This is a genomic window from Arthrobacter sp. P1_B9 (genome assembly GCF_056406495.1).
Genome location: NZ_JBFUAA010000001.1, coordinates 37,103 through 56,020 on the forward strand (window position 1 = coordinate 37,103; position 18,918 = coordinate 56,020).

14 protein-coding genes and 2 tRNA genes are annotated in these 18,918 nt (G+C 67.2%); 9 read left to right on the forward strand and 7 right to left on the reverse strand.

Going from position 1 to position 18,918, the window contains the following annotated elements; translation table 11 throughout:
* Window positions 1–176: 176 nt before the first annotated feature.
* From AC1D1A_RS00150 to AC1D1A_RS00160, 3 genes are all read left to right on the forward strand, one after another.
* Window positions 177–3,173: a UPF0182 family membrane protein gene (locus AC1D1A_RS00150; RefSeq protein ID WP_476871337.1), complete on the forward strand. Its 2,997-nt coding sequence runs from the start codon at window positions 177–179 to the stop codon at window positions 3,171–3,173.
* A 260-nt stretch (window positions 3,174–3,433) separates the two neighbouring features.
* Window positions 3,434–3,507: transfer RNA gene (locus tag AC1D1A_RS00155), tRNA-Met, on the forward strand.
* Between the two features lie 239 nt (window positions 3,508–3,746).
* A tRNA-Met gene (locus AC1D1A_RS00160) sits at window positions 3,747–3,820 on the forward strand.
* A gap of 107 nt (window positions 3,821–3,927) precedes the next feature.
* Here AC1D1A_RS00160 and AC1D1A_RS00165 read toward each other — a convergent pair.
* The 3 genes from AC1D1A_RS00165 to AC1D1A_RS00175 all read right to left on the reverse strand — a co-directional run bounded on the left by AC1D1A_RS00165 (window position 3,928) and on the right by AC1D1A_RS00175 (window position 8,526).
* Window positions 3,928–5,352 (reverse strand): cryptochrome/photolyase family protein, encoded by a 1,425-nt coding sequence (locus tag AC1D1A_RS00165; RefSeq protein ID WP_476856667.1) that lies wholly within the window; start codon window positions 5,350–5,352, stop codon window positions 3,928–3,930.
* Window positions 5,353–5,532: 180 nt separating this feature from the next.
* Entirely contained in the window at window positions 5,533–6,324 is a 792-nt protein-coding gene (locus AC1D1A_RS00170; RefSeq protein ID WP_223913934.1) for a PspA/IM30 family protein, read from the reverse strand.
* Between the two features lie 156 nt (window positions 6,325–6,480).
* A complete protein-coding gene (locus tag AC1D1A_RS00175) occupies window positions 6,481–8,526 on the reverse strand; it encodes a TPM domain-containing protein (protein ID WP_476946864.1) in 2,046 nt (681 codons plus the stop codon).
* A 296-nt stretch (window positions 8,527–8,822) separates the two neighbouring features.
* Between AC1D1A_RS00175 and AC1D1A_RS00180 the strand changes: the two genes are divergently transcribed.
* The 6 genes from AC1D1A_RS00180 to AC1D1A_RS00205 all read left to right on the forward strand — a co-directional run bounded on the left by AC1D1A_RS00180 (window position 8,823) and on the right by AC1D1A_RS00205 (window position 15,414).
* Window positions 8,823–10,553 (forward strand): S1C family serine protease, encoded by a 1,731-nt coding sequence (locus AC1D1A_RS00180; RefSeq protein WP_476848767.1) that lies wholly within the window; start codon window positions 8,823–8,825, stop codon window positions 10,551–10,553.
* A gap of 255 nt (window positions 10,554–10,808) precedes the next feature.
* On the forward strand, window positions 10,809–11,609 hold the full coding sequence (locus AC1D1A_RS00185; protein WP_230008547.1) for an electron transfer flavoprotein subunit beta/FixA family protein: 801 nt from the start codon (window positions 10,809–10,811) through the stop codon (window positions 11,607–11,609).
* A 16-nt stretch (window positions 11,610–11,625) separates the two neighbouring features.
* The gene (locus AC1D1A_RS00190; protein ID WP_223913937.1) at window positions 11,626–12,576 is read left to right on the forward strand and encodes an electron transfer flavoprotein subunit alpha/FixB family protein; all 951 of its coding nucleotides are present in this window, start codon (window positions 11,626–11,628) and stop codon (window positions 12,574–12,576) included.
* A gap of 4 nt (window positions 12,577–12,580) precedes the next feature.
* Window positions 12,581–13,360 carry a PIG-L deacetylase family protein gene (locus tag AC1D1A_RS00195; protein WP_476946865.1) on the forward strand — a complete coding sequence of 260 codons (780 nt, stop codon included), beginning with the start codon at window positions 12,581–12,583 and terminating at the stop codon, window positions 13,358–13,360.
* Between the two features lie 74 nt (window positions 13,361–13,434).
* On the forward strand, window positions 13,435–13,965 hold the full coding sequence (locus AC1D1A_RS00200) for a gluconokinase (RefSeq protein WP_476946866.1): 531 nt from the start codon (window positions 13,435–13,437) through the stop codon (window positions 13,963–13,965).
* Between the two features lie 54 nt (window positions 13,966–14,019).
* Window positions 14,020–15,414 (forward strand): GntT/GntP/DsdX family permease, encoded by a 1,395-nt coding sequence (locus tag AC1D1A_RS00205; protein WP_223913985.1) that lies wholly within the window; start codon window positions 14,020–14,022, stop codon window positions 15,412–15,414.
* Window positions 15,415–15,550: 136 nt separating this feature from the next.
* Here the strand turns inward: AC1D1A_RS00205 and AC1D1A_RS00210 are convergent, their stop codons facing one another.
* The 4 genes from AC1D1A_RS00210 to AC1D1A_RS00225 form a co-directional block, all read right to left on the reverse strand.
* Window positions 15,551–16,450: an anti-sigma factor gene (locus tag AC1D1A_RS00210; protein WP_043436603.1), complete on the reverse strand. Its 900-nt coding sequence runs from the start codon at window positions 16,448–16,450 to the stop codon at window positions 15,551–15,553.
* Window positions 16,451–16,460: 10 nt separating this feature from the next.
* On the reverse strand, window positions 16,461–17,066 hold the full coding sequence (gene sigK / locus AC1D1A_RS00215; protein ID WP_223913940.1) for an ECF RNA polymerase sigma factor SigK: 606 nt from the start codon (window positions 17,064–17,066) through the stop codon (window positions 16,461–16,463).
* Window positions 17,067–17,373: 307 nt separating this feature from the next.
* Window positions 17,374–17,841, reverse strand: a complete 468-nt coding sequence (locus tag AC1D1A_RS00220; protein ID WP_026538402.1) for a tRNA (cytidine(34)-2'-O)-methyltransferase — start codon at window positions 17,839–17,841, stop codon at window positions 17,374–17,376.
* A gap of 82 nt (window positions 17,842–17,923) precedes the next feature.
* Window positions 17,924–18,910 (reverse strand): J domain-containing protein, encoded by a 987-nt coding sequence (locus AC1D1A_RS00225; RefSeq protein WP_476848771.1) that lies wholly within the window; start codon window positions 18,908–18,910, stop codon window positions 17,924–17,926.
* Window positions 18,911–18,918: the final 8 nt, after the last annotated feature.

Here is an 18,918-nt window from a genome sequence, read left to right on the forward strand (position 1 = left end):
CTAATTGACGGCCGCGCCGTCCCGCCGGCACCCTGCTGCAGGGCCCTGACGGAACGGCGGTGACGGCCGTTAGAATGCATCAACCTGAAACACCGGCACTTGGTCGCCAGACTGAGCCACAGCAGCGACTGATATCTAAAAACCAGCAGTAGACGACCAGCTATGAGGTACCGAGTTTGTCCCGTCCCGCCAGCACTGTCCCGCCCGGAAGACCCCAGACACGACGCGGCGCCCTGACGCCGACGCTGATCATCGTGGCCCTGATCGTGGTCGGATTCATCTTCTTCGCCAATGTCTGGACGGATGTCCTCTGGTACCAGCAGCTCGGCTACTTCGAAGTGTTCCTGACCGAGAACCTGGCCAGGATCGTGATCTTCCTGACAGGTTTCGCTGTCATGTTCCTGGCCGTCTTCTTCGCCATCAGGATTGCCTACCATGCGCGGCCGGTATACGCCCCCGATTCGGAAATCCGGGACAACCTCAACCGCTACCAGGCGCAGCTCGAACCGATCCGCCGCGTCGTGATGGTGGGGCTTCCCATCCTCTTTGGCCTGTTCGCCGGCAGCGCCGCGGCCAGCCAGTGGCAGAAAGTCCTCCTGTTCCTGAACCAGGAGGCATTCGGCCAGAACGATCCGCAGTTCGGGCTCGACATCAGCTTCTACCTCATGACTCTTCCCTTCCTCGGCTTCGTCACCGGGTTCCTCATCAGCGTCACGGTGATCGCTGGCCTTGCCGGCATCCTCACCCACTACCTCTACGGCAGCATCCGGATCATGGAACGCGGGATCTTCACCAGCCGCGCCGCACAGATCCACCTGGCTGTCACGGGCGCCGCCTTCCTGGTGCTGATGGGCCTCAACTTCTGGCTGGACCGCTACTCCACGGTGCAGAATAACGGCGGGCGCTGGGCCGGTGCGCTGTACACGGACGTGAACGCCGTCATTCCGACCAAGGCCATCCTGGCCGTGGCCGCGGCCATCGTCGCCGTGCTGTTCATCGTCGCGGCGGTCATCGGCAAGTGGCGGCTGCCGGTGATCGGCACCGCCATGCTCATCATCACGGCCATCCTGGCCGGCGGCGTCTACCCGTGGGTCATCCAGCAGTTCCAGGTCCGGCCCTCGGAGCAGACGCTGGAAAACGAATACATCAAGCGGAACATCGCGATGACCCGTGCCGCCTACGGCCTGGATAAGGTCCAGGAAAAGCGGTACAACGCCACCACCAACGCCACCACCGGCGCGCTGGCCCCCGATGCGCAGACCACCGCCAACATCCGGCTGCTGGATCCGAACCTGATCTCGGATGCGTTCTCGCAGCTCGAACAGTACCGGCCTTACTACCAGTTCCCCAGCGCCCTGAACGTGGACCGCTACGAGATCGACGGCAAGATCCAGGACACGGTCATCGCCGTCCGCGAACTCAACCCGGACGGGCTCGCCACGAACCAGCAGTCCTGGCTGAACCGGCACGTTGTCTACACCCACGGCTACGGCGTCGTCGCCGCCAAGGGCAACAAGTTCACCGTGGACGGCAAGCCGGATTTCCTGCAGGCGGGCATCCCGTCCACCGGCGCGCTCGGCAACGATTCGACCTATCAGCCCCGCGTCTACTTCGGCCAGGACTCGCCCGACTACTCGATCGTGGGCGCCCCGGACGGTGCACCGCACCGTGAGCAGGACCGGCCCGCGGCCAAGGAAGGCGACGGCGAGACGCAGTACACCTTCACCGGCAACGGTGGGCCGAACGTGGGCAGCTTCTTCAACAAGATCCTTTACGCGATCAAGTTCCAGTCCTCGGACCTGCTGCTTTCCGACGGCGTGAACGCCGAGTCCCAGATCCTCTACGACCGCAACCCGCGGGACCGCGTCGAAAAGGTGGCGCCCTACCTGACTGTTGACGGCAATCCGTACCCCGCCGTCGTCGACGGCAGGGTGAAATGGATCGTGGACGGGTACACCACCAGCCCGTACTTCCCGTACTCCCAGCAGGAGCAGCTCTCTGCCGCCACGGCCGACTCACAGACCGCCGCGAACCGGACAGTAGCCCTGCCAAACAGCTCGGTGAACTACATCCGCAACTCGGTCAAGGCCACCGTGGACGCCTATGACGGCTCCGTGACGCTGTACGCCTGGGACGACCAGGATCCGGTCCTGAAAGCCTGGCAGAAGATCTTCCCGACGTCGGTGAAGCCGTATTCGGAGATGTCCGGTGCCCTCATGAGCCACGTGCGCTACCCGGAGGACCTGTTCAAGGTCCAGCGCGAGCTTCTGGGCCGCTACCACGTGACCAACCCGGACAGCTTCTACACCAACATTGACGCCTGGTCCGTTCCCAACGACCCCACCGTCAAGGACGAAGTCAAACAGCCGCCGTACTACATGTCGCTGAAGATGCCCGACCAGGACAAGCCGGCGTTCCAGCTGACCTCGTCGTTCATCCCGCAGGTGGTCAACGGCAACGCCCGCAACGTGCTCTACGGCTTCCTGGCCGCGGACTCCGACGCCGGCAACCAGAAGGGCGTCAAAGCGGACAGCTACGGCCAGCTGAGGCTCTTGCAGATCCCGCCGGAGACCCAGGTCCCCGGACCGGGCCAGGCGCAGAACAAGTTCAACTCCGACCCCACCGTTTCGCAGGCCCTTAACCTGTTGCGCCAGGGTGCGTCGGCGGTGCTCAACGGCAACCTCCTGACCCTGCCGGTTGGTGGCGGCATGGCGTACGTCCAGCCGGTCTATCTGCGCTCCACGGGGGAGACCTCCTACCCGACGCTGCAGCGGGTCCTGGTGGCGTTCGGCGACAAGATCGGGTTCGCGCCCACACTGGACGAGGCCCTGAACCAGCTCTTCGGCGGAAATTCGGGTGCCGCAGCAGGTGACTCGGCCAACAAGGGACAAACACCGGCCACGCCCACCACGCCAGGTGGGGCAACTCCGCCGCCCGGCACTACCGACGCGAAGGCAGACCTGAAGGCCGCGCTGGACGAGGCCAATGCGGCGATCAAGGCCGGCCAGGACGCCCTCGCGAAGGGCGACTTCGCGACCTACGGTGAGCAGCAAAAGAAGCTGAACGCTGCCTTGCAAAAGGCACTCGAGGCCGAAGCAAAGCTGGAAACCCCGGCCGCGCCGGCGGGCGCCGCCACACCGTCGCCCACACCGTCGGCGACGGCGGGCGGTTAACGCTGCGCAGCTGACCCTGGCAGGTCCTTGCGCGCTGCGCGAGGGCCAGGCGCAGGCTGTGAACGGTGCGACAGGCCGGGTTTGCCCCTACGGAGGGGCAATCCCGGCCTGTGGCGTAGACGGACCGGATTCGATCCCTGTGCGGCCCTGGCCGGACGGGCCCGGGAGACCGGGGCGGACGCTCCCGCGGGCGGCGAGATGCACATCACGTCGCTTCGATTTGGCCTCAAGTTCACCGGCAGGTAGAGTTGATCTTGCGACGCGGGGTGGAGCAGTTCGGTAGCTCGCTGGGCTCATAACCCAGAGGTCACAGGTTCAAATCCTGTCCCCGCAACTTGAGAAAAGGTCCGGAACACTGGAAACAGTGTTCCGGACCTTTTGCTTTAAGCCGCTGGGGGGCGGTCCGGAAGCCGGGAACCGGGAAACCGGTCATAGGACAAAGGGGCGACCGCTCGAGCGGCTCGCCCCGCAGACCATCGCCTCGCAGTCCATCGATCTGGATGTGCCGGACTGGACGGCGGCCGGGCACGTGGTCAAGGCGGTCCGGAAACTAGGGTAGAGTTGATCAAGCGACGCGGGGTGGAGCAGTTCGGTAGCTCGCTGGGCTCATAACCCAGAGGTCACAGGTTCAAATCCTGTCCCCGCAACTGGAGAAAAGGTCCGGAACACTGGAAACAGTGTTCCGGACCTTTCGTTTTAAGTCCGCGGCGGCGGCCTGCGCTGCGTCTGCCCTGAGCCGCCCCCGTGCCGGCTCTCAGCCGTCCTTGAGCCGCTGATAGGTTGCCAGCGCCCGCGCCCGGGACTCGGCAAGGTCCACGATCGGTGCGGGGTAGCCGGGGGCGGCGCTGTCGGCCTTCCAGGGCTCGTGGACGGTTTTGTCATCCAGCGCGGCGAGCTCGGGAATGTACCCGCGCAGGTAACGACCGGCGGCGTCGAACTTCTTGCTCTGCGTGACCGGGTTGAAGATCCGGAAGTACGGCGACGCGTCGGCACCCGAGCCCGCCACCCACTGCCAGTTGGCCGGATTGCTCGCGGCATCGGCGTCCACCAGCGTGTCCCAGAACCAGGCCTCGCCCAGCCGCCAGTCGGCCAGCAGGTTCTTCACCAGGAAGGACGCGGCCGCCATCCGCACGCGGTTGTGCATCCAGCCCGTCTGCCAGAGCTGGCGCATGCCCGCGTCCACCATCGGGTAGCCCGTACGGCCCTGCTGCCAGGCCTGGAGCTCGTCGCCCGACGCCGGCTGCCATTGAAAGCGGTCGAACTCCGGCCGGTAGTTCTGTGTCGCCAGATCCGGATTCTCGTACAGCAGCTGCCAGCAGAATTCCCGCCAGCCAAGTTCGGAACGGAAGATCCCGACGTCGGCCGGCGCCCCCGCCGCAAAGCTGTGGCGCAGCGTGTGCCAGATCCGGAAGGGGCTGATTTCGCCAAAGCGCAGATGCGGGGAGAGCCGGCTGGTGCCCTCGACGCCCGGGACGTCGCGGCCGGTGCCGTACTCTGCGGCCGGGCCATCCACGAAGTCCTCGAGGCGGCTGAGGGCGCCGGCTTCTCCCGGCGTCCAGGTGTCGGCCAGCCCCAGGCTCCAGTCCGGGCTCCGGGGGAGCAGGCCCCAGCTTTCGAGCGGTTCGCTCGCCGGCAGGCCGCCGCTCTGGGTGCGTGCAGGGCCCGGCAGCTGGTCCGGAGCCGCCAGCGGCTGCCGGGGCTCGGCACCGGCCAGGCAGGCCTTCCAGAACGGCGTGAAGACCTTGTAGGGGCCCCCGCCGCCGGTGCGCACGGTCCACGGCTCGAACATGAGGTTCGCTTGGAAGCTCGTGGCGTTGAGGCCCTCCCCGCCGGCCCAGCTCTTCAGGCCGGCGTCGACGGCGCGTTCAGGGCCGCCGTAGCGGCGGTTCCACAGCAGGGCGTCTGCCGACGTTTCCACCGCGAGGTCCTGGATGACCCGGGCGGCGGGGCCGCGGCGGAGCACCAGCCGCGAGCCAGTGGCCTCCAGCGCGGCGGCCAGGCCGGCCAGGGAATGGTGGAGCCACCACTTCACCGCGCCGCCCAGCGGCCGGATGCCGGGTGACTCCTCATCCAGGACATAGACGACGGTCAGGGGTTGGTGCAGGGCAGCGGCCTCCGCCAGAGCCGGATTGTCATCCAGCCGGAGGTCATCACGGAGCCACACAAGGGTCGCAGACATGGATCCACGGTACACGCGCGCCCGCCGCCGCGGGCGCCTGTGCGGTGAGACATGGGGCCATGCAGGGCACAACGAGGGCCGGGCCCCGGCGGGCGATCCTGAGGTGTCAGGTTCGTCCGCCGGAGCCCGGCCCCGGGCCCGAAGCGTGCAGCAGTCCTGCGGAAGCGCCGGACCGGCGGGTCAGAGCTTGTCGAAGTCGGCCTCCTCGACCGTGGAACCGGACTCGGCGCTCTTTTCGCCGGTGCCGATGGCAGCGGGGGCGCCGCCGGACTTCAGCGCTGCCAGCCGGGCTTCGATCTCGGTCTGCTCGCCAAGATCTTCCAGCGAATTGAACTGGGCGTCCAGGCTCGACTCGGCGAGCTCCTGCTGGCCGCGGACCTTGGCTTCCTCGCGGCGGATCTTCTGTTCGAAGCGGCCCACCTCGGAGGTGGGGTCCATGATGTTGATGCTCTTGAGGGCATCGTGGACCTGGCTCTGGGCCTGCACGGTCTTGGACCGGGCCACCAGCTCATTGCGCTTGCTGGTCAGTTCGTTGAGCTTGCCCTTCATCTGGTCGAGGCCGTGCTTGAGCTTGTCCACCACCTCGGTCTGGGACGCGATGCTCGGCTCGGCGGCCTTGGCCTCGTTCTCGGAACCCATCTGGCGCTGCAGGGCCACCTTGGCCAGGTTGTCGAACTTCTCGGCATCGCCGACGTCGCCCTTCGCCCGGTATTCGTCGGCCTTGCGCGAGGCTGCGAGGGCCTTTCTGCCCCAGTCCTGGGCGTTGCGGACGTCCTCGTTGTAGTCGTCCTGGAGCATGCGCAGGTTGCCGATGGTCTGGGCCACGGCGGACTCCGCCTCCGCGATGTTGTTCGTGTAGTCACGGACCATCTGGTCCAGCATTTTCTGCGGATCTTCGGCCTGGTCCAGCAGCGAATTGATGTTTGCCTTCGCCAGCTGCGCCATGCGGCCGAAAATGGACTGCTTAACCATGGTGTTACCTTTCGTCCTGCTCCGTTGTCTCACTGATTCCAGTGATCGATGATGTATCGCATCTATCCGCTGTCCGGGCCCTTGCGGCCGGCGCGTGGTCTGTCGAGTTTCCTGCTACTGCTTTCCCACTGTGTCCCCTGCGGGGTGGCGAACAGGCTAGAAACTTCCGGAGTCCCCGCCACCGAAGTCTCCGCCGCCGCCAAAGTTGCCGCCGCCCCAGCCGCCGCCGGAGTCATCGCCGCCTCCGCCGCCGCCCCAGCCTCCGCCGCCTCCGCCGTGGAGGATCGAGTTGATGAGGATTCCGCCGAGGATCGCGCCGCCGAGGCCGCCCCCGCCGCTGCCGCCGAACATGCCGCCCCGACCGTAGCCTTGGCCCTGGTTGGCGTAGCCGCCGAATTGGTCGACGTCGGACTGGGCCAGCTGCGCGGCCTGTGCCGCCAGCGCGTAGGCCTGCTGTGCGTACTGCAAGGCCGTGACGGGGTCGGTGCGGGAAATGGAGAGCGCATAGTCCAGGTTCCGCTGGGCTTCCGCCAGGCGTGTGCGCGCGTCGGTGCCTACGCCGCCGCGGCGGGCGGTGATGTAGTCCGACGTCGCGCTGATCTGGGCCTGGGCCGACATGATGCTCTGCTGCAGTGAGGCCTGGGCCCGGCGCGCCTGGTCCTGCTGGTCGCGGATTCCGGCCAGGGACTGGTCGAGTGCCTGGTGGGCCGTGACGACCCGTTCCAGCGTCGCGATCGGATCAATCTTGCCGCCCTGGATTTCCGTTTTGACCTGGGCGAGCGCGGCTTCCGCCGCAGCCACGGGGCCGGCAAGTTCCGGATGGGCGCCGGACTGGATCATCGCCTTCGCCTGGGCCAGGTCCTGCGCGGTATCGACGACGGCGGCTTCGAGGCTGTTGCGTGCCCCGTCGAGGCTGCCGGCCACCTTGGTGATGGCGCCGATCAGCACGTTCGTCTGGTGCAGGCTCTCCTCGGCGGCGCGGACGGCGACCGCGGCGAGGCTGCTTTCACCCGCGGCGAGCTTTTCCTGCGCCGCCGTGGAGGCATTCTGCACGAAGTCGAGACGTTCCTTGGCCTGTTTGATGTTGTCCGCGACCTGGACCAGGGCGCTCTCGGCGTACTTGGCCCGCAGATCGGTCAGTGACTGTTCGGCGGCGGCAAGCTTTGCCTGGGCGTCCGCGGCGCCGGCGCCGACGGCGGCGAGGGCCTGCGGGGCGTTCTTTTCCAGCTCCCGGAGGGAATCGAAATCGGCTTTCTGTTCCTGCAGCGATGCCAGCGCGGCTTCGGAGCGGCCGATGATTTCAACGAGCCAGCTCCGTTGCTGCTCCTCGGTGTCGGGGATGTGGTCGTCAAGCTGCTGCTGCAGCTTGAACGATTCCGTCATGTGGCCCTTGGCCTCCTGCAGAGCCTTGGTGAAATTGCCCACCGCGGCGTCCCCGTATTGGGCCTGGGCGAATCCCAGCTCCTGCTCGCTGGACTTGATGGCGTCATCGGCCTCGATCAGCAGCGAATCGCTCTTCCGGCGCAGCTCGGCCACGCTGAGCCCCGCCAGCGGGTCCGGCTGCCCGCCCTGGGCCCCGGCTGACGCCCCCGAACTTTGCAGGGCCTTCTTCCGGCGGCTGCGCAGGTACAGATACGTTCCCGCACCGCCCACAGCCACGACGCCGACTCCCACGAGGACGGCGCTGCCCGCTCCGGCGCCGGACGGCACCGTTCCGCTGCCGCCGCCCGCCGCGTCGCCCACCGCAGCGGCCGTGTCAATGGCTGCCTGGGCGAAGTCGCGCTTTCCGCCGGCCAGGTTCGGCACGATGGCGTTCTGGACGATGGTGGACGTCTTGGGATAGATGGCGCTGGCCGAGCTGGGGGAGAAGTAGTACTTGCCGTCGTCGGACATGGTCAGGATGACGTCGGCCTTGCCCATGCCCTTGTTGGTCGCGACGGCCTGGGCCCACGCCTTGGGTTCGGCCGGATTCTCGAACGTCTTTGCCGTGATGACGTAGAGGTTGTACTTGTGGTCCTTGAGGAGCTTCTGGATGGCGTCCTGGACTTCGGCCTTGCGGCTGCCGAGCACGTTCGCACTGTCCACGATGTTCTGCCCGGACGGAATGGCCACCGGATCTTCGGCGAGGGCCGGAGCGGCGGGGAGCGCCAGCAATCCAGCGACGCCAAGGACGGCGAGGAAACGATTCAACTTAGACCGCATGTGCAACCCTTCAGCACTTCTGGGACCGGTTCGGTCGAACCAGCCGTCACAGAAAGCAGCAGCGCCCCCACGCAGATGTAAAGCCGCAGGTCGCTGTGGCATTTCCATTTGATTCTATGGTGCACCCAAAAGGCAGTCCACCTAGGGGAATATGCCACCAGCGAAACGGGCTTAAACTGGGAAACACGGGCCCGCAGGCCGCAAACTGTCCGTTCAGGAACCTCCCAGCAAATGTCCGCTCTAGTGTCAGCCTGAGCGTTCATAGTTATAGGCAGACGAGGACGAAAGGAAGTCTCATGACTGAGAACCCAGTGCCGGGTGTGTCACCGGAGCCGACACAACAGAACCAGGAACCGGCGGGAGTGCGGGAGGGCTCGCCGGAGCAGCCGCATGCCGGCCGCGCGCCTGAGGCGGCACCGGGAAGTCCGGCATCCGAAAGCACGACGTCCGAAAACTCAGTAGTCGGAAGCCCGGCGCCCGAGAACCCGACCCTCCGGCTGGACCGCGCCGAGGACGGCGCGCCGCGTCCGGTGTACCAGCAGCAACAGCCCTCCGCCGCGGATACCCAGCAGATCGGCGCCCCGGCCCAGCAAACCGGCCCGTACGGCGGGTTCTCCCAGTCCGGCCAGGGCCAGCCCGCCCAGCCCGGCCACCCGCCCTACGGCCAGTCCCAGCAAACCCCGTACGGGCAGTCGCCGCAAACCCAGTACGGCCAGGCCCACTACGGCGCCAACCCTTACGGCGGCCAGCCGCAGCCGGGTCCGTCCTACCCTTCCGGCCCCGGCTTTGCGAACGACCCGGCGCACGCCCCCAAACGCAAGGCGGCATTCGGCGTCCCCACCCTCGTGGCCAGCATCGTGGCCGCCGGCCTGATCGGCGGCGGCGTGGTGGCCGGCAGCAACGCCCTGCTGGGCGATCGCCTTTCCCCGTCCGCCGCGAGCAACACGAGCCAGGCCGGTCCGGTGATCGTCAACAACAGGGAAGACGTCAACGCCATCAGCGCCGCCGCCCTCAAGGCTTCCCCCAGTGTGGTGACCATCAAAGCGACCAGCGGCAGCGACGGCGGCACCGGCAGCGGGATCATCCTCGACACCCAGGGCCATGTGCTGACCAATACCCACGTGGTGACGCTCGACGGCAAGGCCGCGAACGCCACCATGGAGGTCCGGACGAGCGACGGCAAGGTCTACTCCGCGAAGATCGTCGGTACCGACCCGCTTTCCGACCTCGCCGTGATCAAGATCGACAACCCCTCGGGACTGGTCCCGGCAACTCTCGGTGACTCGGGCAAGCTGAACGTCGGTGACACCGCCGTCGCCATTGGATCGCCGCTGGGACTTACCGGCACAGTCACGGACGGCATCGTCTCAACCCTGAACCGGACCATCAGCGTGGCATCCTCGGCTGCGCCGAAGGGCGGTGCGGACAACTCCCAGGGCGGTGACCAGGGCTTCCAGTTCGCGCCCCCCGGCGGCGGCGAGACTCCGAGCACCGCGGATCAGGGATCCATCTCGATCAACGTAATCCAGACGGACGCGGCCATCAACCCGGGTAACTCCGGCGGCGCGCTGGTGAACACCAAGGGCGAAATCATTGGCGTCAACGTCGCGATCGCCTCCGCCGGCGGCGACGCGGCCAGCGGAAGCAGCAGCGGCAACATCGGCGTGGGCTTCAGCATCCCCATCAACAACGCCAAGCGCGTGGCCCAGGAGATCATCAGCGCCGGCAAAGCCACCCACGGGCAGTTCGGGGTCAGCGTGAAGCCCAAGGCCGCAGGCTCGTCCTCCTCCGGGTTCTCGGTGGGCGCGGAGGTCGCGACCGTCGAGTCCGGCTCGGCCGCAGACAAGGCCGGCATCAAGGTCGGCGACGTCGTGACGAAGTTCCAGAACCTGACCATCAGCGATCCCAACCAGCTCACCGCGGCGGTGCGGGAACAGGCCGCCGGGGCCACGGTCAAGGTGACGGTGCTGCGCGGTGGCCAGCTCAAGGACGTCGACGTGACGCTCGGCGCTGCAGCCGAGCAGTAGAGCTGGGCGGAAGCAAACAGCGCAGCTGTAAATCAAGGCAGCAGCAAACAGGCCGGGCGGCACCGAAAAGGTGCGGCCCGGCCTTTGCCGTCCCGGGCCAGTTCACTGACACAGACCTTAACCCTGGCCGCGCTGCCCGGCGGCTATATGGTTAGCTAGGAACAGCCCGGCTGCCGGGCATTCCGTGGCCATGACCCCGTCAGGGGCGGCTGTCCACCCGCATGGAAGGCTGCTGTAGACACAGTGGAAGAAACTCTGAAAATCATTGTGCTGGTCAAGCACGTCCCGGATGCGCAGTTCGACCGCCACCTCACAGGTGAGGCCAACACGGTGGACCGCTCCGAAAGCATCCTGTCCGAACTGGATGAATACGCCCTGGAAGCTGCGCTGCAGCTGACCGAGGCCCGCGGCGGAGAAGCGGCCGGCAACAAGGTCATTGCGCTGAGCATGGGCCCGGCCGGGGCAGTCAATGCGGTGAAGAAGTCCCTCCAGATCGGCGCCACGGAAGGCGTGCACCTCAGCGATGAGGCCCTGGCCGGTTCGGATGCCGCGGCCACGTCGCTGGCGCTGGCCGCCGCGATCCGCCACCTGGGCGCGGATGTCCCCGCGGACCTCATCCTCACCGGAATGGCCTCCACGGACGGCGAGACCTCGCTGGTCCCGGCACAGCTCGCTGAGCGGCTGGGCCTCCCGCAGGTAACCTTCGCCGCGTCCCTCGAGCTCGACGCCGGCAAGCTCACCGCCCGCCGCGACGGCGACACCCACGCGGACACCATCGAGGCCACACTCCCGGCCGTCGTTTCCGTCACCGACCAGATCAATGATCCGCGGTACCCGAACTTCAAGGGCATCATGGCGGCGAAGAAGAAAACCATCACCACCTTGAGCCTTGCCGACATCGGCGTGGACGCCGCCCAGGTGGGCCAGGCCGGTTCCTGGACCGCCGTCGAGACCGCAGAGGCCCGCCCGCCGCGGACGGCCGGCACCATCATTACCGACGAAGGCGACGCCGGCATCCAGCTGGTCGAGTTCCTGGCCGCCCAGAAGCTGCTCTAAAGGGGATTATCCGAACATGGCAAAAGTACTCGTTTTCATCGACAACCCCGGTGCGGCGCTGAAGAAGTCGAGCCTGGAACTGCTCACCATCGCCCGGTCCCTGGGCGAGACCGTCGCCGCCGTCAACGGCGAACTGCACGACGACGCCGCCTCGACCCTGGCCGCGTACGGCGCCCAGGCACTGTACCGCCCGTCCGCCACGGACCTCGACGACTACCTCGTCGGACCCAAGGCGGCATTCCTGGCCGCGGCCGCCGCCGCCGCCGGTGCGGGCGTGGTCCTGGCCGAGAACTCGGCCGAGGGCAAGGAAATCGCCGCCCGGCTCGGCATCAGGCTCGGCGCCGGCGTCATCACCGACGTCGTGGCCGTGGATCCCGACGGAACGGCGCACAAGTCGGTCCTGGCCGGGTCCTACACCAGCGCCGCGAAGGCGGTGACACCCGTTTCCGTGCTGACCGTGAAGCCCAACAGCATCACGCCCGAGCCCGCGGTCACCGGCACGGCGCCGGAGAGCATCACTGTCCAGGTTCCTGACGTGACCGCGGCTGCCGCACGGGTTACGGCGCGCACCGACAAGCCTGCCAGCGGACGCCCCGATCTGTCCGAGGCGCGGATCGTCGTGGCCGGCGGCCGTGGCGTGGACGGCAACTTTGGTCCGCTGGAGGAACTCGCCGACGCCCTCGGCGCAGCCATCGGAGCCTCGCGGGCGGCCACGGACGCCGGCTGGATCGGCCACGACGCGCAGATCGGCCAGACCGGCAAGACCGTCGCACCGCAGCTCTACATCTCCGCGGGCATTTCCGGAGCCATCCAGCAGAAGGCAGGCATGCAGACCGCGAAGGTGATCGTGGCCGTGAACAAGGACGCCGAATCGCCGGTTTTCGAGATCGCGGACTTCGGCATTGTGGGCGACCTCTTCCAGGTCCTGCCGCAGGCCACCGCCGAAATCAAGAAGCGCAGAGGCTGACCGCATGAGCACCACCGCCGTCCCGGCACAAAGCCCGTTCGACCCGGAGACCACCCGGATTGAGCGGGTGCTTTGTTTCACGGCCCACCCGGACGACATCGATTTCGGCGCAGCCGGCACGGTTGCAGCCTGGACCGCCGCCGGAGTCCAGGTCAGCTACTGCATCATGACCGACGGCGACGCCGGCGGCTTTGATCCGGAGCAGCGCGAGGAAATTGTGCGGCTGCGCGTTGCGGAGCAGGAGCGCGCCGCCGCCCTGGTCGGCGTCACAGACATCCATTACCTGCACCAGCGTGACGGCTACCTCGAACCCTCGCATGAGGTGATGCGCGAGGTGGTGCGCCTGATCCGGCAGCTCCGGCCCGACGTCGTGCTCTCCATGCATCCGGAACGCAACTGGAACCGGATCCAGAAGAGCCATCCGGATCATCTCGCCGTGGGGGAGGCGGTGACCCGCGCCGTGTACCCCGCGCTGGAAAACCCGTTCGCATACCCGGAACTGGCCGAGTCCGGGCTGGAGGCCTACAAATTGCCCTGGCTGTGGCTCTTCGCCGGGCCGGAAGAGCGCGAAAACCACTTCGTGGACGTCACCGGGCATGTGGAGAGCAAGCTGGCCGCCATCCACATCCACGTCAGCCAGCACCCCGACGTCGACGCCATGGAGCGCACGGTCCGCGCCCTCATGCTCGGCACCGGGGCCCGGGCCGGACTTCCCGCCGGGCGCAGCGCCGAGGCCTTCCATGTCGTAACAGTCAACGGCCAGGGGACCATCGCCGGTTTCTAGTGTTGCTGCAGCACAACCTCTGCCATATGCTGGCCTCTGTTTAAATCATATTTATTGATGGAAGGCAGACTTTGATGGCGAAGACTGCGCAACACCCCGTTCTTGTGATCATGGGCGTCTCCGGATCCGGCAAATCAACTGTCGCGGGACTTCTGTCCGGCAGGCTGGGCTGGGACCTGGCCGAGGGCGACGACCTGCACCCCGAATCAAACGTGGCAAAGATGCACGCAGGACAGCCGCTGACCGACGAGGACCGGTGGCCCTGGCTCGAAAGCATTGCGGACTGGATCCGGGCCCACACCGGCGCCGGGAATCCCGGCGTCGTGACCTGTTCGGCGCTGAAGAAGCGCTACCGGGACGTTCTGCGCGGCGAAGGGGTGGTTTTCGTGTTCCTCGAGGGATCACGGGACAAGATCTCCGACCGGCTGGCCTCCCGCCACGGGCACTTCATGCCCCCGGCCCTGCTGGAGTCCCAGTTCGACGCGCTCGAAGCCCCCACGGCAGACGAAAACTTCATCTCCCTGTCCGTCTCCGCAACGCCGGCGGAAGAAGCGCAGGAAATCATCACCCGACTTAATCTCGACGCCGCCGACGCCAGGCCCTGAGCCTTCCCGCGTTTCGCCGCGACCAAGGAATTTTTTGTGAAATCACTGATAGCAATGCAGCTTCCGGCTGCCGTTGAGGCCGGGACCGGCGTCAATACCCAACTACTGATCATCGCGGGTCTGGGCATCGCCCTGCTCGTGGTCCTGATCGCCAAATTCAAGTTCCATCCCTTCCTGGCCCTGATTCTGGGGTCAGGATTCGTCGGCCTCGCTGCCGGTGTGGAACCAGCCAAGGTGATCATCAACTTCGAGGACGGCGTGGGCGGCGTCCTGAAGGAAGTCGGTCTGTTGGTCGCCCTTGGCGCGATGCTGGGCAAGCTGCTAGCGGACTCCGGCGGCGCGAACCGGGTGGTCGACACCCTCCTGGCAAAGGCCACCGGAAACAAGCTGGTCTGGTCCATCACGCTCGTAGCCGTGATCATCGGCCTGCCGATGTTCTTCGAGATCGGGCTCGTCCTGCTGCTGCCGGTGATCGTCCTGGTCACGCAGCGCTCCAAGATGCCCCTGATGCGCATCGCCATCCCGGCGCTGGCCGGCCTGTCCGTGCTGCACGGGCTGGTGCCGCCGCACCCGGGACCGCTGATCGCGATCAGCGCCGTCAAGGCTGAACTGGGCACCACCCTGGCCCTCGGCATCCTCATCGCCGTCCCCACGGTGATTATCTGCGGCCCGCTCTTCTCCCGCCTGGCGGCCCGGTGGGTCCCGGTGGGTGCCCCCGCCGTGGCCGGCGGCGTCGATACCGTGCACGGCGCGGACATGGAGGGCGTCAAGCGCCCGCCGAACTTCACCGTCACGCTGTTGACCATCATCTTCCCGGTGGTCCTCATGCTGCTCAGGGCCGTTGTGGACATCATCTGGCCGGACCCCAAGACGGCCCCCGCGATCCGGATGTTCTTCGACTTCGTCGGGCAGCCGCTGGTGGCGATGACCCTGGCCGTCCTGCTGGCCATGGTGACCTTCGGCTACGCCGTGGGCCTCAACGGCGCCAAGATTACGAGCAAGATCGCTGCCAGCCTGGGCCCGATCGCGGGGATCATCCTGATTGTCGGCGCAGGCGGCGGCTTCAAGCAGACGCTGATTGGTGCCGGCGTGGGTGACTCGGTGAAGGCCTGGGCCGAGGGGACCAACATGTCCGTGCTGGTGCTCGGCTTCATCGTGGCCGTTGCCCTGCGCCTGGCGACAGGCTCAGCCACCGTCGCCACCGTGACGGCCGCCGGCATCGTGGCACCGCTGGCCAGCTCGCTGTCGCCGACGCACGCCGCCCTCCTGGCCCTCGCGATCGGCGCGGGCTCGCTGTTCTTCTCGCACGTGAATGACGCCGGGTTCTGGCTCGTCAAGGAGCTGTTCGGACTCACTGTGGGCCAGACCTTCAAGACCTGGTCCGTCATGGAAACCCTGATCTCCGTGGTGAGCTTCGGCCTGGTCATGCTACTCTCGCTGGTCATTTAGCCGGGCGGGAAGCCGGCTTGCCGGGACGTCCGCCGGCCACAACACAAAGCCGCCCGGGCCTTGAGTCCTTCTACGGAAGGAGTCAAGGCCCGGGCGGCTTTGTGTGTGCGGGTGGCTTGCTGTCTCCTGCGGGTGGCTAGGCGTCCAGCGGTGCGGCGGCGACGGTCGGCAGGGTAGGCGACGCGGATCCGCCTTCGGGCTCCACGGTGATGCCCAGCGCGGCCGCGGAACCGATGCCCTTGACCACCGCGGGCTTGGACAGGGCTTCAGCGTCCATGAGGCCCTGCGAGACCGGGGCCGAGCCGTCCTTGGGGATCAGCCACATCTGGTAGACCTTGCCCACGGGCGGGGCCGGGACGCCGTTCATTTTGACGACGGCGGCATCCTTGGACGGGGAAATCGACACGGTGGCGGTGCCGCCGCCGTTGACGTCGACAGTAGCCTGGCGGACGTCGCTGGCCTGCATCACCTGATTTAGGGGATCGTTCTGGTTGGCCACGTAGGCTCCGACGCCCACACCGCCCAGGGCGATCACGGCTGCTGCGGCGACGCCGATAAGCCAGTTCCGCATGCCCTGCGGGCGGCGGCGCTCTTCCCTGCGCTGGCGGGCCGCACCGAGTTCGTCGGTGGCGGGCAGCGCGGAGCCGTCACGTACCGGATGCGGCAGCACCGGCGTCGCTTGCGGACCCGTGCCGGGAAGCGGCACTGCGGCGGGGGACTGCGCTGCGGCCTGCTCTGCTGTCTGCGCAGGCAAGGATGACATGATCCGGTCCAGCAGCCCGGGCGGAGGCTCTTCCTCTGCGGTGAAGCTGGTGGCCAGGGTCTCCCGGGCCTGCCGGACCCGCTCGTTGAAGGCAGCCCTGTCTGCTGCCGGTGCGGAGGCGAGGAACTGCTCGATTGCGGCGCGTTCGGCGTCGTCCACGGCGTTGAGGGCATAGACCTCGGCAAGGTCCACCACGCGGCCGGACGACAGGTCGGTGGCGATCTCGGCGGTGAAGCCGCCGGGGAGGCGGTTGTTGTTCTCATGTGCGTTCATATCGGTCAATTCAGCTCACCCCCAAGCAGGTCTTCAGTCGGATGAGTCCATCGCGGATGCGGGACTTGATGGTAGGTACCGCGGCATTCAGCCGCTCGGCCACTTCCCGGTAGGTGAGGCCGCCGTAGTACGCCAGCCGGACGGACTCCTGCTGCGTATCGGTCAGCGTCTCCATGCACCGGACCACGGCCTCGGCCTCGAGCCGGCTGCCGACTTCGTCCGAGACGGAATCGTGGTCGATCTCCTGGCTGCTGGCACCGTATCTGGCTTCGCGGTCGGTGGCGGACTGCGAGGACCGGACCTTGTCAACGGCGCGTCGGTGCGAGATCGTCATGAGCCAGGCGAGCGGACTGCCGGCGGCGGGATTGAATTTGGCGGCGTTCTGCCAGACCTGCAGGAAGACTTCCTGGGTGGTGTCCTCACTGAGTTCGGTATCGATCAGGACCCGGCGTGCCATGCCGAAGACGCGCCTGGAGGTGAGGCTGTAAAATTCCGCGAACGCCGTCTGGTCGCCCTGGGCAATCAGTGCCAGCAGGCTGCTGAGCCGGCCGTTGATGTCGGCTGAGGTGTCCGCCGGTGCGGCGGCCTCGGGGTTCGGGGCATTCGGAGTTTCCATCACTCCCAAGCATAGGGCGCTTGCAGCCCAACGCGGGCCAATCGGTGCGGCATGCGTCGAGGGGCCGTCCCCTGCCACGCGGGCAGAGGATCTGTCCAGATGTACTGTTCTCACCTGCCGCTCCTCGCTCCCTTCCGTTTCTCCGCACTATGCCCGGTAGACACAATGTGAGTGGGCGGATTGGTGTCCGCCTTCAGAAGTGATTCGGTGCGCCCCGGCATCTGGATGGGCGTGCTGCGCGGGAATTCTTTCCCGCGGGCCGCCCAGGGGGCCGCCGCACGTCCTGGCGGGCCTTCGCGGCGGACCGCTACAACTTGGCCCCTGCAAACCCGTTCTGGCGCCACGCCTCGTAGACGGCGATGGATGCCGCGTTGGCCAGGTTCAGTGACCGGAGGGCTGGGAGCATCGGCAGGCGCACCCGGGACGTCACCCGGGGACTGTGTTTGACTTCCTCGGGCAGGCCTACGGATTCAGGACCAAACAGGAGGACGTCGCCGGCACGGTAGCGGATGTCTGTGTACGTGGTCTCGCCGTCGGAGGTGAAGGCAAATACCCGTTCCGGCTCGAGAGCGGCCCACGCCGCGTCGATGTCCGGGTGGACGGTCACGACGGCGAGGTCGTGGTAATCAAGGCCCGCCCGCCGGAGTTTGGCGTCGGAGAAGTCAAAGCCCAGGGGCTCCACCAGATGCAGTTCGGCCCCCGTAATGGCAGCCAGCCTGATGGCGTTTCCCGTATTGCCGGGGATTTCTGGGGTGTGGAAGAGGATGCGGAACACCGTCCCATCCTAGCGAGCCGCCGGCGTCGAACGCGCCTCGGGCCTTCCCCCCCCCGGGCGCAGGGGAGCGCCTGGGCGGAATCTAGTGCATTCCGCGCAGCAGACGGGCCAGCACGGGAACGTTGACGGTGTTGGGCGCCGGTCCCGAGCCGAGGAACAACTTCAGGCCGCGGGCCAGGCCCGCGGCGTTGACCACCTCGACAAGGCCCGAGCCTTCCCCGTACCCGCTTCCCTGGCCGCCGGGGGCGCGACGGTGCCGGTCGATGACCGGTTGATGCAGATTGCCGTCCGTGCTGTGGACGACAATCCAGCCGGTGACATTGAGCTCGGGAAATATGTCCTGCATCCGGCGCACGATGTGGCCCAGCTGGGGCGGGGCGACGGAGCGTCCGCCGTGGGTCAACGTGCTGCCGTTCCATGCGTAGGCACCCGGCGGCAGCAGCATGGATCCGACAATCGCGAGACGGTACCCGGCAAGGACCGCGTGGTCGATGTGGCTGTTGTCCGCCGGGGACTGCAGCCCGTTGACAAGGCGCGCCGCCGGGATGGTGGTCAGGATCTGCCGGCTGATGAGCTGCACGGTGCGCATCTCGCGTTGGATCCGGGCTTCGGCGCCGAAGATGCCGCGCTTGCGGGGCATGCCGTGGACCTGCTGCCGGGCCACGCTGGCGGGAATCAGCGGCACTGCCGACCCGCCGTCAAACTGCTCGAACGGGGGAACGTAGACGGGTGGATCTGCGGCCGTATTCCGCGGCGTGTTCGGCCGGCGCACGTTGGCGGAGGCCCGGCTGCCCGCGGCGGGCGCGTCGAAGTGGGCGCCCTCATCGCCGGCGGGAGACGAATACGCGCCGCCGGATGCGCTGCCGTAGGAGCGGTCGTAGTCCGCGCGGCGCTTGGTGTCGATGAGGGTCTCGTACGCGAGCGTGACGCGCCGAAACGCTGCAGGGTCGCCGCCATGGTCCGGGTGGGCGGTCCGGGCGGCCTTGCGGTACGCGACTTTGATGTCCTTCTCCGTCGCCGTCACGGGGATCCCGAGGACCTGGTAATGCGAGCTGCTGCCCTGCGTCAAACAGAGAT

Excerpts from the sequence above, each read along its gene's own strand:
- AC1D1A_RS00195 (WP_476946865.1), top strand. The coding sequence starts at position 12,581 with ATGAGCACCACCGCCGTCCCGGCACAAAGCCCGTTCGACCCGGAGACC.
- AC1D1A_RS00200 (WP_476946866.1), top strand. The coding sequence starts at position 13,435 with ATGGCGAAGACTGCGCAACACCCCGTTCTTGTGATCATGGGCGTCTCC.
- AC1D1A_RS00175 (WP_476946864.1), bottom strand. The coding sequence starts at position 8,526 with ATGCGGTCTAAGTTGAATCGTTTCCTCGCCGTCCTTGGCGTCGCTGGA.
- AC1D1A_RS00205 (WP_223913985.1), top strand. The coding sequence starts at position 14,020 with ATGCAGCTTCCGGCTGCCGTTGAGGCCGGGACCGGCGTCAATACCCAA.
- AC1D1A_RS00190 (WP_223913937.1), top strand. The coding sequence starts at position 11,626 with ATGGCAAAAGTACTCGTTTTCATCGACAACCCCGGTGCGGCGCTGAAG.
- AC1D1A_RS00210 (WP_043436603.1), bottom strand. The coding sequence starts at position 16,450 with ATGAACGCACATGAGAACAACAACCGCCTCCCCGGCGGCTTCACCGCC.
- AC1D1A_RS00165 (WP_476856667.1), bottom strand. The coding sequence starts at position 5,352 with ATGTCTGCGACCCTTGTGTGGCTCCGTGATGACCTCCGGCTGGATGAC.
- sigK (WP_223913940.1), bottom strand. The coding sequence starts at position 17,066 with ATGGAAACTCCGAATGCCCCGAACCCCGAGGCCGCCGCACCGGCGGAC.
- AC1D1A_RS00170 (WP_223913934.1), bottom strand. The coding sequence starts at position 6,324 with ATGGTTAAGCAGTCCATTTTCGGCCGCATGGCGCAGCTGGCGAAGGCA.
- AC1D1A_RS00180 (WP_476848767.1), top strand. The coding sequence starts at position 8,823 with ATGACTGAGAACCCAGTGCCGGGTGTGTCACCGGAGCCGACACAACAG.